This window comes from Enterobacter sp. KBR-315C3_2022 (genome assembly GCF_041399425.1).
In the GTDB taxonomy this organism is placed as follows: domain Bacteria; phylum Pseudomonadota; class Gammaproteobacteria; order Enterobacterales; family Enterobacteriaceae; genus Enterobacter.
This window is the reverse complement of the sequence record NZ_JBGKEB010000006.1, coordinates 102201-119091: the sequence shown is the minus strand read 5'-3', so window position 1 is coordinate 119091 and position 16891 is coordinate 102201. Positions and strand designations below refer to the sequence as shown.

Genomic DNA, 16891 nt, shown 5'->3' with positions numbered 1-16891 from the left:
ACCTGCTAAAGGGTTAGCGGGTCAGATCGTCGAAGAATTTTTTGACGCCATCGAAGAAGCTTTTGGAACGCGGGCTGTTTTTTTCACCCGTTGGGCCGCCGAAGCTTTCCTGCAGCTCTTTCAGCAGCTGCTTCTGCTTGTCGTTCAGGCCAACCGGGGTTTCCACCACCACGCGACACAGCAGGTCGCCCTGCGCACCGCCGCGCACGGACTTAACGCCCTTACCGCGCATGCGGAACAGCTTGCCGGTCTGGGTTTCGCCGGGCACCTTCAGGTTTACGCGACCGTCCAGCGTTGGCACTTCGATTTCGCCGCCAAGCGCCGCCATTGCGAAGTTGATCGGCACTTCACAGTACAGGTTGTTGCCCTCACGCTCGAAGATAGCGTGCTGCTTCACCTGAACCTGAACGTACAGATCGCCTGCCGGTGCGCCGTGCTCGCCCGCTTCACCTTCGCCAGACAGACGGATGCGGTCGCCCGTATCCACGCCCGCCGGGATTTTAACGGACAGGGTTTTGGTTTTCTCAACGCGACCGTGACCGTGGCATTTATTGCACGGATCTTTAATCAGCGTGCCGCGACCGTGGCAGTGTGGACACGCCTGCTGCACCGCGAAGAAGCCCTGACGCATCTGCACCTGGCCAGAACCATGACAGGTTGGACAGGTTTGCGGCTGGGTGCCCGCCTTCGCGCCGCTGCCGTGGCACACGTCACACTCTTCCAGCGTCGGAATGCGGATCTCTTTGGTAACGCCGCGAACGGCCTCTTCCAGCGTCAGATCCATGTTGTAGCGCAGGTCCGCGCCGCGCGCCGCGCGCTGACGACCACGACCGCCGCCGAAGATGTCGCCGAACACGTCGCCGAAGATGTCGCTGAAATCTGCGCCACCGCCAAAGCCGCCGCCGCCGAATCCACCGCCGCCCATGCCGCCCTGTTCAAAGGCTGCATGACCGTACTGGTCATAGGCCGCACGTTTTTGCGCGTCGGTCAGGACTTCGTAGGCTTCTTTGATCTCTTTGAATTTGGCTTCAGCCTCTTTATCACCCTGGTTGCGGTCCGGGTGAAATTTCATGGCCAGGCGCTTATACGCCTTTTTGATTTCACGCTCTTCCGCTGTTTTGGAAACGCCTAAAATCTCGTAATAGTCTTGCTTAGCCATCTTTTTTATCTGCCCCTAACATGCGTGCACGGGCGGAGAGGAAACCTCTTCGCCCGTGCCAGTAATTACCCGTTCAAAGGGCGATTATTTTTTGTCTTTCACTTCTTCAAACTCAGCGTCGACAACGTCGTCATCTTTCGCGTTGTTTGCAGATGCATCAGCGCCTGCCTGCTGTTGAGCGTGCTGCTGCTGAGCGATTTCCATCAGTTTCTGAGAAACCTGGGCCAGCTCCTGCATCTTCGCTTCGATGTCCGCTTTATCTTCACCTTTCAGCGAAGTTTCCAGCGCGGTCAGCGCAGCTTCGATAGCCGTTTTGTCATCCGCTGGCAGCTGCTCACCGGCTTCTTCAACCTGCTTGCGGGTGCTGTGCAGCAGATGGTCGCCCTGGTTGCGGGTCTGAACCAGCTCTTCGAACTTACGGTCGGATTCAGCGTTAGCTTCTGCATCGCGAACCATTTTTTCGATTTCCGCTTCGTTCAGGCCAGAAGATGCCTTGATGGTGATCTTCTGCTCTTTACCGCTGTTTTTGTCTTTCGCAGACACGTGCAGGATACCGTCAGCATCGATGTCGAAGGTGACTTCGATCTGTGGCATGCCGCGCGGTGCCGGGTTGATACCGTCCAGGTTGAACTGACCCAGAGATTTGTTATCAGCCGCACGCTTACGCTCACCCTGAATCACATGGATGGTTACCGCAGACTGGTTGTCTTCAGCGGTAGAGAACACCTGGCTGTGCTTCGTTGGGATGGTGGTGTTTTTGTTGATGAGCGCAGTCATCACACCGCCCATGGTTTCGATACCCAGAGACAGCGGGGTAACGTCCAGCAGCAGTACGTCTTTCACTTCACCGGTCAGTACGCCACCCTGAACCGCTGCGCCGATTGCGACAGCTTCATCCGGGTTAACGTCTTTACGCGGCTCTTTACCAAAGAACTCAGCCACTTTCTTCTGAACCATTGGCATACGCGTCTGACCACCGACCAGGATAACGTCCTGGATGTCAGAAACGGACAGGCCAGCGTCCTGCAGCGCAACTTTCAGCGGCTCGATAGAACGGTTCACCAGGTCTTCGACCAGGCTTTCCAGTTTTGCACGGGTCACTTTGATGTTCATGTGTTTTGGACCGGTCGCGTCTGCGGTGATGTACGGCAGGTTCACGTCGGTCTGCTGAGCGGAAGACAGCTCGATCTTCGCTTTCTCAGCGGCTTCTTTCAGGCGCTGCATGGCCAGCGGGTCGTTACGCAGGTCAATGCCCTGATCTTTCTTGAACTCGTCAACGAGATAGTTGATCAGGCGGGTATCGAAGTCTTCACCACCCAGGTGGGTATCACCGTTGGTTGCCAGAACTTCGAAGGTTTTTTCGCCGTCAACTTCGTCGATTTCGATAATAGAGATATCGAAGGTACCACCACCCAGGTCGTAAACCGCGATAGTACGGTTACCGACTTCTTTATCCAGACCGTAGGCCAGCGCGGCCGCGGTTGGTTCGTTGATGATACGTTTGACTTCCAGACCTGCGATACGGCCAGCATCTTTGGTTGCCTGACGCTGAGCATCGTTGAAGTATGCAGGAACGGTGATAACAGCTTCAGTTACCGGCTCACCCAGGTAATCTTCCGCGGTTTTCTTCATTTTCTTCAGCACTTCAGCAGAGATCTGCGGTGGTGCCGTTTTCGCGCCTTTCACGTCAAGCCATGCATCGCCGTTATCTGCTGCGATGATTTTGTATGGCATGATAGAAACGTCACGCTGAACTTCTTCGTCCTGGAAGCGGCGGCCGATCAGGCGTTTAATCGCAAACAGGGTGTTTTGCGGGTTTGTCACTGCCTGACGTTTAGCCGGCTGACCAACCAGAGTTTCACCATCCTGGGTATAAGCAATGATAGAAGGCGTGGTGCGATCGCCCTCGGCGTTCTCCAGCACACGTGCAGTGGTGCCATCCATAATCGCTACACAAGAGTTGGTAGTACCCAGGTCGATACCAATAATTTTACCCATCTAAACGTCTCCACTAAAAATTCAGTCAACATGTGGTTGTGTACCTGTAATAAGGGCGGAACGTGCTTTTTCAACTGCCCAGATTTGATTTTTTCAGGTCCACACACTGCGGTTGCTTACAAGATGGGGTCGCAACGGCATCCATCAAGGGGGAAGGATAAAAAAAATTTTAATTTCACCCTGATGAGATCATAGACGGCACCGATTGCGCCCATTATGATGCCGCGCCCCGTCAGGGAGAATTGACGCGGGATTCACCATTTCACCATATTAATGATGATTTTTTTGAGGACTTATGGGCAACACTAAGTTGGCTAATCCGGCTCCGCTGGGCCTGATGGGTTTTGGCATGACCACCATTCTGCTGAACCTGCACAACATCGGGATGTTCCCGATGGACGGTATCATCCTGGCGATGGGCATTTTTTACGGCGGTATCGCGCAAATCTTCGCGGGCCTGCTGGAGTATAAAAAAGGCAATACCTTCGGCTTAACAGCCTTTACCTCTTACGGCTCTTTCTGGCTGACCCTGGTCGCCATTCTGATCATGCCAAAGATGGGTCTGGCCGATGCGGCAAACGCGCACTTCCTTGGCGTCTATCTGGGCCTGTGGGGCGTGTTCACGCTGTTCATGTTCTTCGGCACGCTGAAGGGCAACCGCGCGCTGCAGTTCGTCTTCCTGAGCCTGACCGTGCTGTTCGCCCTGCTGGCGATTGGCCACCTGGCGGATAACGAAGGCATCGTTCACGTTGCGGGCTGGGTTGGCCTGGTGTGCGGCGCAAGCGCAATCTACCTGGCGATGGGCGAAGTGCTCAACGAACAGTTTGGCCGTATCATTCTGCCGATTGGTGAAAAACACTGATTGATCTCCCAACGTGCCTGCCCTCGCGGGCACGTTACTCCCGCTTTCCCCCGCCTCTTTCAACGCCGTTTTTAAGCAGCAGAACCTTCAACCTCAAGTAAACAGCCCGCAGGCAGGTCTTGTTATCAACGCCTCTTTCCAGGACACTCGTTATGCAAAATAATATATAACGAGATAATTCTATGGCTATTGGAAAAATAACGTACGTCGCGGCAGCGGTGGCGCTGCTGCAAATGTCGTCCGTGGCGCTGGCAAAAGACATTCGGGTGACCTACGCCGGGTCAATGGGCAAAGTCATGGACCAGGGCTTAGGCCCGGCGTTTGCCAAAGCCGACAACGGCGAGTATCAGGGCCAGGGGCAAGGCGCCTACGGAATGGCACGCCTGCTGGCGAGCCACAAAATTGAGGCTGACGTCTTTGTCTCTATTACCCCGGGGCCGATGCAGATCCTGAAAGACGCGGGGCTGATTGATGACGCCGTGCCGGTCGCCAGTACGAGCATGGTGATCGCCTACAGCCCCAAGGGCAAAAACGCCGCGAGGTTTGAACAAGCTGGCCAGAAGAAAGACGGTTCATGGCTGAACCTGCTGGCGCAAAAAGACATTAGCTTTGGTCGAACCGATCCGTACGTCGATCCAAAAGGGCAAAATATTGTCTTCACCCTGATGCTGGCGGAGAAGTATTACAAGATGCCGGGCATCGCCGAGAAGATTTTAGGCTCGCTGCAAAACCCGGAGCAGACGCACCAGGAGGGCGGCCTGCTGGCGCGCCTGGAGAGCGGCCAGGTGGACGCGGCAGCAGGGTATGAGAGCGAAGTGCGTTCAGCGCATCTGCCCTACATCGCCCTGCCGGATGAGATCAACCTGAGCAACCCGGCAATGGCGAAGCCGTGGTATGACACCGTGAGCTTCACCATTAAGGACGGTAAAGGAGAGGATCAGGTTCTGCATACTCAGCCAATGGTGTTCTACGCGGCGGTGCTGAAGAATGCGCCCAACGGCGTGTCGCAGGGCCAGAAATTTGTCTCCTTTATGAAAAGCGCCGAAGGGCAGAAGCTTTTTAAAGCGTATGGCTACGCGGAGCCGAAAGGGGATAGCGTATACGCCCGCTAAGCCGTCCGGGCCGGATCGCGGGCTGGCTCTCGCTGCCCGCGATGCTGCTGCTAAGCATTCCCTTCATCACGCTGGTAAGCGTTACGCCGTGGCGAGATCTCCATCTGGCCTGGCGGGACGACCACGCAATCGCCGTCTCAATGGGCCTCGGCCTGCTGGCGCTCGGGATCATCATTCTCATCGGCGTTCCCGTTGCGTGGTGGCTATCGCAGGCCACCGGGCGCAGGCGGGTCGTCGGCGAGCTGCTGGTGATGATCCCGCTTCTCACGCCGCCGCTGGCAATGGGCATTTTGCTGGTATCGGCGTTTGGGCCCTACGGCGTATTCGGGCAATGGCTATCCGTGCTTGGCGCTACGCTGGTCAATAACCCGGCGGCGTTTGTGCTGGCACAGGTCTACGGCGCCCTGCCCTACTTTATTGTGGTGGCACGCTCGGCGTTTACGACGGTGCCGAAAAGCATTCTTGAGGCCGGACAAACGCTAGGCGCATCGGGCTGGAACCGCTTTCGCTACCTGACGCTGCCGCTGGCGCTGCCGGGGCTGGCGTCCGCCGTCACCCTCGCGTGGGTGCGCGCCGTCGGCGAGTTTGGGATTGTGATGATCTTTGCCTATTTCCCGCAGGGGATTCCGGTGAAGCTCTATACCAACCTGCAAAACGACGGCGTGGACGCGGTTTACACCCTGCTGTGGATGCTGCTGATCGTCACGCTTCCCCTGCCGATGGTCTGCTTTGTGCTCGGCAAGCGGGCGCCAGGAAAGCGGCAAACCCCTTAACGCGCCAGCACGGCTGCCTCAACCGGCTTCTGGCGCAGCCAGAGGCCCAGCGCCAGCCCCATCAGCGACAGCGCCAGCACGTACCAGGCCGGCGCCATCGGCGACACGCCCATCAGCATAGTGACGGCAATCGGCGTCAGCCCGCCGAAAATGGCATACGACACGTTGTAAGAGAAAGAGATGCCGGTGAAGCGTACCTCCGGCGGAAACGCGCGCACCATAACGTATGGCACCGCGCCGACAACGCCCACGCACAGGCCCACCGTACCGTAAAGCAGGAACAGCTGCTCGGGATGGCTCCCCGCCAGATGGTAAAACGCCCAGCTTGACGCCGCCAGCAGCAGGCTGCCGATGATAAAGGTCAGGCTGGCTCCAAAGCGATCCACCGCCAGCCCGGCGGCCAGGCAGCCGACGCAGAGCATGATGGTCGCAACGCTGTTCGCCTGCAGCGTCACCGCCGGGGCGAAACCGTACTGTTTTTGCAGCCAGACGGGGGACATCAGGATGACCACCACAATGCCCGCCGACAGCAGCCAGGTGAGCAGCATGGAGATCGCCACCGCGCTTCGGTGGCGCACCACCACCGACTTAACCGGCAGCTCCTGCGCCAGCGCCTTGCGCTGCTGCATCTCGAGAAATATCGGCGTCTCCTGCAGCCAGCGGCGCAGGTACATCGCCACCAGGCCAAACCCGCCGCCCAGCAGGAACGGGATACGCCAGCCACCGTCGTGAACGGCCTGCTGCGTCATGCTGGTATTGATAATCGTCGCGACAACCGAGCCCAGCAAAATGCCGACCGTCAGCCCGGCCGTTAAGGTGCCGCAGGCAATGCCGATTCGCCGCACCGGAACGTGTTCTGCGACGAATACCCACGCACCCGGGACTTCACCGCCAATCGCTGCGCCCTGAAGAATGCGCATCAGCAGCAGGAGTACGGGAGCGGCAATGCCGATGGTGTCGTAGGTAGGCAGCAGGCCAATGGCCAGCGTCGGCAGGGCCATGAGCAGAATGCTGAGGGTAAACATCTTTTTCCGCCCGACCAGATCGCCAAAATGCGCCATCACGATGCCGCCTAATGGACGAGCCAGGTAGCCTGCGGCGAAGATGCCAAAGGTCTGCACCTGGCGCAGCCACTCCGGTATATCCGCCGGGAAGAAGAGCGCGCCTACCACGGCGGCAAAAAAGACGAAGATGATGAAATCGTAAAACTCGAGCGCCCCGCCGAGCGCGGCGAGGGTGAGCGTTTTATAGTCCTGACGATTCAGAGGTCGGGCAGAATGTGACATAGCGTACCTTCGGTGTTTTTATATTTTTACAGCAACCGTAAAGAAAAAATTACTATACCGTAAAAAGACCCGCGCGCTATGGCTGATACTGCAAATGTCACATATCAATTAAGTTCAGGATAATGTCTCGCGGCGTGCGCTTTTAGGGCGAAATGCTGCTACCACTTTCTCATCGGTTTCCACATACGGGCCGTCTAGCAGCTGTATACAATACGGTACGCTGGCAAAAATGCCGTGCACGATTGTTTTGCCGTCCTCGGCTTTCAGCCCTTCCAGCGTCTCCTTGATCGACTTCGGCTGGCCCGGCAGGTTAAGTATTAACGCCTGTTTGCGGATTACGCCAACCTGGCGCGACAAAATGGCGGTCGGGACAAAGTGCAGGCTGATCTGGCGCATTTGCTCGCCAAAGCCCGGCATTTCGCGATCGGCAATTGCCAGCGTCGCGTCCGGAGTAACGTCGCGGCGCGCGGGCCCCGTGCCGCCGGTGGTCAGCACCAGGTGGCAGCTCATTTCGTCCACCAGCTCGCACAGCGTTTGCTCAATGATCGGCTGCTCGTCCGGGATCAGGCGGGTTTGAATCTCAAACGGGGTGGTCAGCGCGCTGGCGAGCCAGGCTTCGAGCGCGGGGATGCCTTTGTCCTGATAGACACCGCTGGAGGCGCGGTCAGAAATCGACACCAGGCCGATGCGTAAGGTATTCATATTCATTCCATTCCACTAATGCATTTAGGGGGAATGATACACGCAGAGGGGAAAATCAGACAGCGTACGAAAGAAGTAGCGTGACCGGGGACCCGGTCACGCGGAATGATTACAGCAGGTCGCCGATCATTTTTTCCAGTTTGCCCTGGTCAACGGCAAACTTACGGATACCGTCCGCCAGTTTGTCTACCGCCATTGGGTCCTGGTTGTGCTGCCACAGGAACTCGGACTCGGTGATGCGCTCTGGACGCGCCTTCACTTCGCCGGTGTAGGACAGTTTGCGCTCGATTGCGCCTTCGCTTTCAGCCAGCTCTTTCAGCAGCGCTGGCGCGATGGTCAGGCGGTCGCAGCCCGCCAGTTCGATGATTTCACCGACGTTACGGAAGCTTGCGCCCATTACGACGGTCTCATAGCCGTGCTGCTTGTAGTATTCGTAGATTTCAGTCACGGAAACCACGCCTGGATCTTCAGCAGGTGCGTACTCTTTCTTGTCGGTGTTAGCTTTGTACCAGTCCAGAATACGGCCCACGAACGGAGAAATCAGGTATACGCCCGCTTCCGCACACGCACGCGCCTGGGCGAAGGAGAACAGCAGGGTCAGGTTACAATTGATACCGTCTTTTTCCAGCTGCTCGGCTGCGCGAATACCCTGCCAGGTAGAGGCCAGTTTGATCAGGATACGGTCGTTGCTGATGCCAGCATCGTTGTACATCTTGATCAGGCGTTTGGCTTTCGCAATAGAGGCTTCGGTGTCGTAGGACAGACGTGCATCCACTTCGGTAGAGATACGGCCAGGAACCAGCTTCAGAATTTCCAGACCGATGTTCACGGCCAGCTTGTCAGTGGCGTCCACAACCTGCTGCGCGCGGTCGTTGCTCTGCGCTTTCGCCCAGGTCACTGCGTCATCAATCAGTTTGCGATACTCAGGGATCTGCGCGGCGTTAAGAATGAGAGAAGGGTTGGTTGTGGCATCCTGCGGCTGGTACAGCTTCATTGCCGCGATATCTCCGGTGTCAGCTACGACAGTGGTGAACTGACGAAGGGAGGTCAATTTATCCGTCATGATAGTGTTTCTCTTTTAACGTGCCCTGGATAATTCACGCTACCGACAGCCTGCCAGCAGCGGAAAAATGACAGGTTTACTTGTTAGGGGGATGTAACCGGTCTGCCCTGATGATAACACGACGCCGGGGCAGCGCAACCGCAGACAGTGCGCTAAGGCAGAGTATGATAAACTCAGAATATTAACAGGCTGCTAAGTAACAGCATGCTCAATCAATGGTAGCGCTTGCCTATTCATATTGGCATCAACAAGAGGGACGTTAATGCCTGATTTCTTTTTCTTTATCAACGAAGTGCTTTGGGGTTCGATAATGATCTACCTGCTCATGGGAGCAGGCATCTGGTTTACCTTTCGCAGCGGCTTTATTCAGTTTCGCTACATCCGGAAGTTTGGCAAAAGTCTGAAAAACAGCGTCTCGCCGCAGCCGGGCGGATTAACGTCGTTTCAGGCGCTGTGCACCAGCCTTGGGGCCCGCGTCGGCAGCGGTAACCTGGCGGGCGTGGCGCTGGCCATTACGGCCGGTGGCCCGGGGGCGGTATTCTGGATGTGGGTCACGGCCCTTATTGGCATGGCGACCTCGTTCGCCGAATGCTCTCTGGCGCAGCTTTATAAGGAAAAAGACGCCAAAGGCCAGTTTCGCGGCGGCCCCGCCTGGTACATGGCGCGCGGCCTGGGGATGCGCTGGATGGGCGTCCTGTTTTCCCTCTTTTTACTCATCGCTTATGGTCTGATATTTAATACCGTTCAGGCCAACTCCGTCGCCCACGCGATGCGCTACGCGTTTGACTCTCCGCAGTGGCTAAGCGGCCTTGTGCTGGCCCTCCTGACGCTTCTCACCATCTCCTTCGGGCTCAAGGGCATTGCCCGGCTGATGCGGTGGTTCGTCCCCGTCATGGCGCTACTCTGGATTGGAGCCAGCCTGTGCGTGAGCGCAATGCACATTGAACAGCTGCCCGGCATCATCGCGCTAATCTTTAAAAGCGCGTTCGGCTGGCAGGAAGCGGCGTCCGGCGCGCTGGGCTTTACCATCAGCCAGGCGCTGACGGCAGGGTTCCAGCGGGGAATGTTCTCCAATGAGGCCGGTATGGGCTCGACGCCCAATGCCGCCGCGACGGCCGCCTCGTGGCCCCCGCATCCTGCCGCACAGGGCATCGTGCAGATGATTGGGGTGTTTACGGATACCATTATTATCTGCTCCGCCAGCGCGATGATCGTGCTGCTGGCCGGCCCCCTTCCCCATCCAACGAGCGCATCCGGAATACAGCTTATGCAGCAGGCGCTGGCGAACCTGGTCGGCGGCTGGGGCGCGGGGTTTGTCACGCTCATCGTCGGGCTGTTTGCTTTTAGCTCCATCGCGGTGAACTATATCTATGCGGAAAACAACCTCATTTTCCTGAAGATAGACTCTCGCTATACGCGCAGCGCGCTTCGCGCAGGCGTTATCGCCATGGTGATGATTGGCTCCCTGCTCAGCATGTCGCTGGTCTGGCAGCTGGCGGACGTGATTATGGCGCTGATGGCGATCACCAACCTGACGGCGATCCTGCTGCTTTCGCCCGTAGTGTCGTTGATTGCCCGCGATTACCTTCGCCAGCGCAAGCTCGGCGTTCCGCCCGTGTTTGACGCCTCCCGCTACCCGGAGATAGAAGCGCAGCTGGCTCCCGGCACCTGGGATGATTTGCCGCGGCAATAACAGCTATCGATCAATTCAGGGCGATTTTTTGCTAAAGTCGCTCTAAATTTCCTGCAAGGACTGGATATGCTGATTCTGATTTCACCTGCAAAAACGCTCGACTACCAGAGCCCGCTCGCCACCGAGCGTTTTACCCAGCCTGAACTGCTGGACTATTCGCAACAGCTGATTCACGAAGCGCGCAAGCTGTCCGCCCCGCAAATCGGCAAGCTGATGAGCATCAGCGACAAGCTGGCCGACCTGAACGCCACCCGATTTCACGACTGGCATCCGGACTTCATGCCGTCAAACGCGCGTCAGGCCATCCTGGCGTTTAAGGGCGATGTTTACACCGGCCTGCAGGCGGAGGATTTTAGCGAAGCCGACTTCGATTTTGCCCAGCAGCACCTGCGCATGCTTTCCGGCCTGTACGGGGTCTTACGCCCGCTGGATCTGATGCAGCCGTATCGTCTGGAAATGGGCATCCGCCTGGAAAACGCCAAGGGCAAAGATCTGTACCACTTCTGGGGCGACATCATCACCGATAAGCTCAACGCGGCGCTGCGCGCGCAGGGCGATGACGTCGTCATTAACCTGGCGTCCGACGAGTATTACCGGTCGGTGAAGCCGAAAAAGCTGGATGCCGAGATTATCAAGCCGGTCTTCCTCGACGAGAAAAACGGCAAGTTTAAGGTCATTAGCTTCTACGCGAAAAAAGCGCGCGGGCTGATGAGCCGCTACATCATTCAGAACCGCCTGACGAAGCCCGAACAGCTGGTCGAATTTAACAGCGAAGGCTATTTCTTTGACGAGGGATCGTCCGGGAATGGCGAGCTGGTGTTCAAGCGCCACGAGCAGTAAAAACAAACCCCGCCGGCTGGCGGGGTTTTGCGTTAATGGTGTTTCCAGTCCGGACCGTGGCCGCGGTCATCGTGACGATCGTGATGGCCGTTATCGTGGTGGTCATCGCGATCGCGGTGCTCGTCGTGCGGGCGCCAGTGGTTATCTCGCCAGTCATAGTGCGCTTTCCACCAGTCATGGTCGCGCCAGCGGCCACCGTCCCAGTAGTGCCCGCTGTTATCCCGATCGCCAATCTGCAGTTTTACCGAAGGGATGAGCGTGATCTCCGAGGCCTGGACCGCCATGGGCGCGACCAGCATCAGTGAAAGCGCGATGAGTGCAGGTTTCAGTTTCGACATGGGTGACTCCTTATTCTTCTTGCCCCGCGAGGGCCGATATAAGGAGATTACGTGAGGGGAACGGAGGATGTTATTCTCTGCAATCCTATTCTCTAAGTGACCGCATTTATTGGGAATTTCTGCTTATTTACTGCGTTTTTTCTCCTTAATTTCTTCACAAAAAAGCCGGGTGGCGGCTTCGCCTTACCCGGCCTACGGTTGGGAGCGTAATGGTCGTTGTAGGCCCGGTAAGGCGTAGCCGCCGCCGGGCAACACAATCACGCGCGCATCATCATGAGTTGTAGGTCGGGTAAGGCGTAGCCGCCACCCGACAAAAATCACGCTCGGGTCATCATCAGCTTACGCAGCGCGGCAAAATCCGCTGGCAGCTCGTGGGAGAGCAGCGGCAGGTCGGCGCGATCCGCCAGCTCTTTCGGCAGCGGCAGCGTTTCGCCCAGAATCTCTTCCACGCTCTCCTTAAACTTCGCCGGATGCGCGGTGCCGAGGAACAGGCCATACTCGCCCGGCTGCAGCTGGTCGCGCAGCGCGCGGTAGGCAATGGCCGCGTGCGGCTCGGAGGTGTACCCCACCGCTTTCAGCTCGCGCATCGTCGCCCTGGTGGTTTCGTCAGTAACGGCCGCGTAGCCCAGATCGCCCAGGCGCCACACCTTGCGGCGGAACAGCTCTTCCACGCGCGGCCAGTTGTTCGGCTGAGACACGTCCATCGCGTTGGAGAGCGTCGCCTGCGTGGCGTTCGGCGCCCATTTCCCGTCCTTCAGGAAGCGCGGCACGGTGTCGTTGGCGTTGGTCGCGGCGATAAAGCGCTTCACCGGCAGGCCCAGCGATTTCGCCAGCAGGCCCGCCGTCAGGTCGCCGAAGTTTCCGCTCGGCACGGAGACCACCAGCTGGTTGCGCGCTTCCTGCGGCAGCTGCGCCACCGCTTCGAAGTAGTAGCAAATCTGCGCCAGCAGGCGGCTGATGTTGATGGAGTTCGCGGAGTTCAGGCCGAGCGCGACCTTCAGCTCTTCGTCGTCGAAGGCCTGCTTGACCAGCGCCTGACAGGCGTCGAAATCGCCGTCGATGGCCACGGTCTCAATGTTGCCGCCGAGCGTGCAGAACAGCTTTTCCTGCAATGGGCTGATTTTGCCTTTCGGGTAGAGGATCACCACGCGAACGTTTTTCAGGCCGTAGAACGCGTGCGCCACCGCCGCGCCGGTATCGCCCGAGGTCGCGGTCAGGATCGTCACCGGCCTGTCGCCGCTGATGTGGGTCAGCATCTGCGCCATGAAGCGGCCGCCGAAGTCTTTAAACGCCAGCGTCGGGCCGTGGAACAGCTCCAGGCAACCGACGTCCGGCTCAACCTGCTTCACCGGCGCCGGGAAGGCAAACGCCGCGCGCACGCGCTCTTCCAGCAGCTCCTGCGGAATTTCGTCGCCGATAAACGCGGAGAGAATTTTGGTGCTGCGGGTGACAAAGTCCTGTTTGAGCAGCTCGTCGACCTCGGTCAGCTGAAATTCCGGCAGGTCGTGCGGGAAGAACAGCCCCTGGTTTTTGCCCAGCCCCTGCGTTACCGCCTGCGCGAAGCTGACCTGCTCGTTATGATCTTTAAGGTTGTAGAGTTTCATTATTTATCCCAGTACTCGTGCGCCCGCCGTGTCCAGACGGCAAATATGAACAAAGCCTTCCTGATTTTGCAGGTAGTGTTTAGAGAGCCAGTCCGCCACGCGCTGCGCGGTGTCCGGCTTATCGCACAGGGCGAACAGCGTCGGGCCCGAGCCCGAGATGCCGCACGCCTGCGCGCCAATATCCATGGACGCCTGTCGCGCCTCGTTAAAGCCCGGCAGCAGCTTCGTGCGGTACGGCTCGGCAATCACGTCTTTCATCAGCTTCGCGGCCAGCTGCGGCTGTCGGGTATAGCAGGCGTGAATAAAGCCCGCCAGATGACGCCCGTGGGCGATGCAGTCCTGTCGGCGATACTGCGCGGGGAGGATCGCGCGCGCCTCGGCGGTGGAGACCTTAATGCCCGGATAGGCCAGCACCCACAGCCACTCATCAAACCCTGGCACCTGCTGGCTGATGATGCCATTTTCTTCGATCATCAGCTGCATGCCGCCAAGGAAGCACGGCGCCACGTTATCGTAATGAACGCTGCCGGAGATGCGCCCTTCCAGCTCGCCCATCAGGCCCAGCAGGCGGCTGTTGTTGAGCGGCTTGCCGCAGTGCTCGTTCATCGCCACCAGCGCGGCGACCACCGAGCACGCGCTTGAGCCAAGGCCCGATCCAATCGGCATACTTTTTTCCAGCGTCATGGCGACCGGCACGTTTTTGCCGATCTCCTGACAGAAGCGCTCCCAGCACTGATAGACGATATTTTCCCGCGGCTCCGTCGGCAGCTTGCTGGCGAAGCGGCCCACGTTGTTGAGGCTGAAGCGCTCTGCAGCCTCAACCGTTACCGTGTCGCCCAGCAGGGAACCATCCACCGGCGTCACCGCCGCGCCCAGCACGTCAAACCCGACGCTCATATTGGCGCTGGAAGCCGGGGCATAAACCTTGACCATATTAAACTCCTAACTTCCATGACAGGGTGCGCAGCAGGTCGGCAAATACGCCCGCCGCCGTCACGTCGTTTCCTGCCCCATAGCCGCGAAGCACCAGCGGCAGGGGCTGATAATAGTGGCTGTAAAACGCCAGCGCGTTCTCGCCGTTTTTGACCTTGTAGAGCGGATCGTTGCCGTCCACTTCGGCAATCTTCACCCGGCACACGCCGTCTTCTTCGATGTTGCCAACATAGCGCAATACCTTGCCTTCATCACGGGCTTTTGCCACGCGGGCGGCAAAGACGTCGTCGAGCTGCGGTAAATTCGCCATAAACGCGTTTACGTCGCCGCCGTCGTCAAAGTCTGCGGGCAGCACCGGCTCAATCACGATGTCGGACAGCTCCAGCTCGCGGCCGGTTTCGCGCACCAGGATCAGCAGCTTGCGCGCCACGTCCATCCCGGAAAGATCGTCGCGCGGGTCCGGCTCGGTATAGCCCAGTTCACGCGCGGCGCGGGTGGCTTCAGAGAGGCTCATCCCCTCATCCAGCTTGCCGAAGATGAAGGACAACGAGCCGGAGAGAATGCCGGAGAAACGCTGCAGTTCGTCACCCGCGTTCAGCAGGTTTTGCAGGTTCTCGATCACCGGCAGGCCAGCGCCGACGTTGGTGTCGTAGAGGAACTTGCGGCGCGATTTGCTCGCCGCCAGGCGCAGCTGGTGATAGTAATCCATCGACGAGGTGTTGGCCTTTTTGTTCGGCGTCACCACGTGGAAGCCTTCGCGCAGGAAGTCGGCATACTGGTCGGCCACCGCCTGGTGTGAGGTACAGTCGACGATCACCGGGTTCAGTAGGTGATACTCTTTCACCAGGCGGATCAGGCGGCCCAGGTTAAACGGCTCTTTCGCCTCGCTCAGCTCGGCCTGCCAGTTTTCAAGGTTCAGGCCGTGAACGTTGGTCAGCAGCGCCTTTGAGTTCGCGATGCCGCACACGCGCAGGTCGATATGCTTTTTCTTCAGCCATTCCTGCTGGCGCTTGACCTGCTCCAGCAGCGCGCCGCCGACGCCGCCGACGCCAATCAGGAACAGCTCAATCACCTGATCGGTGTTGAACAGCATCTGGTGCACAACGCGCACGCCGGTCACCGCATCGTCGTTATCCACCACCACGGAGATAGAACGCTCGGAGGAGCCCTGGGCAATCGCCACGATGTTAATATTGGCGCGCGCCAGCGCGGCGAAGAACTTGGCGGAGATGCCGCGCAGGGTGCGCATCCCGTCGCCTACCACGGAGATCACCGCCAGACGCTCCTGGATGGAAAGCGGCTCCAGCAGCTCCTCTTTCAGCTCCAGATAGAACTCCTCCTCCAGCGCGCGGCGAGCGCGCAGGCAGTCGCCCTGCGGCACGCAGAAGCTAATGCTGTATTCGGAGGAGGACTGGGTGATCAGCACCACCGAGATCCCGTTGCGGGACATCGCGGCAAACACGCGCGCCGCCATGCCGACCATGCCCTTCATGCCGGGGCCGGAGACGCTGAACATCGCCATGTTGTTGAGGTTGGAAATGCCTTTGACCGGCAGGCCGTCTTCGTCGCTGCTGGCGCCAATCAGCGTGCCCGGCGCCTGCGGATTGCCGGTGTTTTTAATCAGGCAGGGGATCTGGAACTGGGCAATCGGGGAGATGGTGCGCGGGTGAAGCACCTTGGCGCCGAAGTAGGAAAGCTCCATCGCTTCCTGGTACGACATCGACTTCAGCAGCCTGGCGTCCGGCACCTGGCGCGGGTCGCAGGTGTAAACGCCGTCAACGTCGGTCCAGATCTCGCAGCAGTCGGCGCGCAGGCACGCGGCCAGCACGGCGGCGGAGTAGTCGGAACCGTTGCGGCCCAGCACCACCAGCTCGCCCTTCTCGTTTCCAGCGGTGAAGCCGGCCATCAGGATCATGTGGTCGGACGGGATCTTGCTTGCGGCAATGCGGCGGGTTGATTCGGCAATATCAACGGTGGATTCGAGGTAGTGGCCCACTGCCAGCAGTTTTTCAACCGGGTCGATGACCGTCACGCTGTGGCCGCGCGCTTCCAGCACGCCCGCCATGATCGCGATTGAGAGTTCTTCACCGCGGCAAATCAGCGCGGCGTTCACGCCGTCCGGGCATTGCCCGAGCAGGCTGATGCCGTGGAGGACGTGCTTAATCTGCGCGAACTCCTGCTCAACGACGGTCTTCAGCTTCGCCAGCGGGAACCCCGGCTGCGCGTCGGCCAGCCCCTGGAGCAGGTCGGCGAAAATACGCTCGGCGTCGCTGATGTTCGGGAGTGCATCCTGGCCACCGATGGTTTTTTCAATCATCGCCACCAGGTGGTTGGTAATTTTTGCCGGGGCAGAGAGCACGGTTGCCACCTGCCCCTGCCTGGCGTTGCTTTCCAGAATATCGGCAACACGCAGAAAACGTTCTGCATTTGCCACTGATGTACCGCCGAACTTCAACACTCGCATGGTTCTACCTCATTTCCTTTAGCCGAAAAAAAAGCCCGCACTGTCTAGGTACGGGCTTTTTTCT

At 58.6% G+C, this 16891-nt stretch carries 14 protein-coding genes and 1 other annotated feature (1 of these 15 running past the window's edge); of the genes, 5 read left to right on the top strand and 9 right to left on the bottom strand.

All coding sequences use genetic code 11. The annotated features are described in order from the left end of the window. Positions 1-13: 13 nt before the first annotated feature. Together dnaJ and dnaK are read right to left on the bottom strand one after the other, a co-directional pair. Positions 14-1159: a molecular chaperone DnaJ gene (dnaJ, locus tag AB8804_RS08735; RefSeq protein WP_112011062.1), complete on the bottom strand. Its 1146-nt coding sequence runs from the start codon at positions 1157-1159 to the stop codon at positions 14-16. 84 nt (positions 1160-1243) lie between these two features. Beyond that, positions 1244-3157: a molecular chaperone DnaK gene (gene dnaK, locus AB8804_RS08730; RefSeq protein WP_371185039.1), complete on the bottom strand. Its 1914-nt coding sequence runs from the start codon at positions 3155-3157 to the stop codon at positions 1244-1246. Positions 3158-3452: 295 nt separating this feature from the next. Here dnaK and satP point away from each other — a divergent pair, with 295 nt between their 5' ends. The 3 genes from satP to AB8804_RS08715 all read left to right on the top strand — a co-directional run bounded on the left by satP (position 3453) and on the right by AB8804_RS08715 (position 5904). Next, complete coding sequence (gene satP, locus AB8804_RS08725; protein ID WP_371185038.1) at positions 3453-4019, top strand: acetate uptake transporter; 567 nt, start codon at positions 3453-3455, stop codon at positions 4017-4019. Positions 4020-4201: 182 nt separating this feature from the next. Continuing rightward, on the top strand, positions 4202-5131 hold the full coding sequence (locus AB8804_RS08720) for an extracellular solute-binding protein (RefSeq protein ID WP_371185037.1): 930 nt from the start codon (positions 4202-4204) through the stop codon (positions 5129-5131). A gap of 41 nt (positions 5132-5172) precedes the next feature. Beyond that, entirely contained in the window at positions 5173-5904 is a 732-nt protein-coding gene (locus AB8804_RS08715) for a molybdate ABC transporter permease subunit (RefSeq protein WP_371185036.1), read from the top strand. Here AB8804_RS08715 and AB8804_RS08710 read toward each other — a convergent pair. The 3 genes from AB8804_RS08710 to tal form a co-directional block, all read right to left on the bottom strand. Then, positions 5901-7190, bottom strand: coding sequence for an MFS transporter (locus tag AB8804_RS08710; RefSeq protein ID WP_371185035.1), 1290 nt, complete (start codon positions 7188-7190; stop codon positions 5901-5903). The two genes, AB8804_RS08715 and AB8804_RS08710, sit on opposite strands and share 4 nt — an antisense overlap. A gap of 114 nt (positions 7191-7304) precedes the next feature. Then, a complete protein-coding gene (gene mog / locus AB8804_RS08705) occupies positions 7305-7892 on the bottom strand; it encodes a molybdopterin adenylyltransferase (protein WP_371185034.1) in 588 nt (195 codons plus the stop codon). A gap of 109 nt (positions 7893-8001) precedes the next feature. Continuing rightward, positions 8002-8955 (bottom strand): transaldolase, encoded by a 954-nt coding sequence (tal, locus tag AB8804_RS08700; RefSeq protein ID WP_371185033.1) that lies wholly within the window; start codon positions 8953-8955, stop codon positions 8002-8004. A gap of 262 nt (positions 8956-9217) precedes the next feature. On the opposite strand from tal, the gene AB8804_RS08695 reads away from it, so the two are divergent. Further along, positions 9218-10648 carry an alanine/glycine:cation symporter family protein gene (locus AB8804_RS08695; RefSeq protein ID WP_371185032.1) on the top strand — a complete coding sequence of 477 codons (1431 nt, stop codon included), beginning with the start codon at positions 9218-9220 and terminating at the stop codon, positions 10646-10648. A gap of 66 nt (positions 10649-10714) precedes the next feature. Then, positions 10715-11488, top strand: a complete 774-nt coding sequence (yaaA, locus tag AB8804_RS08690) for a peroxide stress protein YaaA (RefSeq protein ID WP_371185031.1) — start codon at positions 10715-10717, stop codon at positions 11486-11488. Between the two features lie 32 nt (positions 11489-11520). On the opposite strand, the gene AB8804_RS08685 is transcribed toward yaaA, so the two are convergent. The 4 genes from AB8804_RS08685 to thrA all read right to left on the bottom strand — a co-directional run bounded on the left by AB8804_RS08685 (position 11521) and on the right by thrA (position 16827). Beyond that, positions 11521-11826 (bottom strand): DUF2502 domain-containing protein, encoded by a 306-nt coding sequence (locus tag AB8804_RS08685; RefSeq protein ID WP_371185030.1) that lies wholly within the window; start codon positions 11824-11826, stop codon positions 11521-11523. A gap of 317 nt (positions 11827-12143) precedes the next feature. Further along, complete coding sequence (gene thrC / locus AB8804_RS08680; protein ID WP_371185029.1) at positions 12144-13430, bottom strand: threonine synthase; 1287 nt, start codon at positions 13428-13430, stop codon at positions 12144-12146. 3 nt (positions 13431-13433) lie between these two features. Further along, entirely contained in the window at positions 13434-14363 is a 930-nt protein-coding gene (gene thrB / locus AB8804_RS08675) for a homoserine kinase (RefSeq protein ID WP_371185028.1), read from the bottom strand. A gap of 1 nt (position 14364) precedes the next feature. Further along, entirely contained in the window at positions 14365-16827 is a 2463-nt protein-coding gene (thrA, locus tag AB8804_RS08670) for a bifunctional aspartate kinase/homoserine dehydrogenase I (protein ID WP_371185027.1), read from the bottom strand. A 24-nt stretch (positions 16828-16851) separates the two neighbouring features. Continuing rightward, positions 16852-16891, bottom strand: a sequence feature (Thr leader region) (it continues 78 nt past the right edge of the window).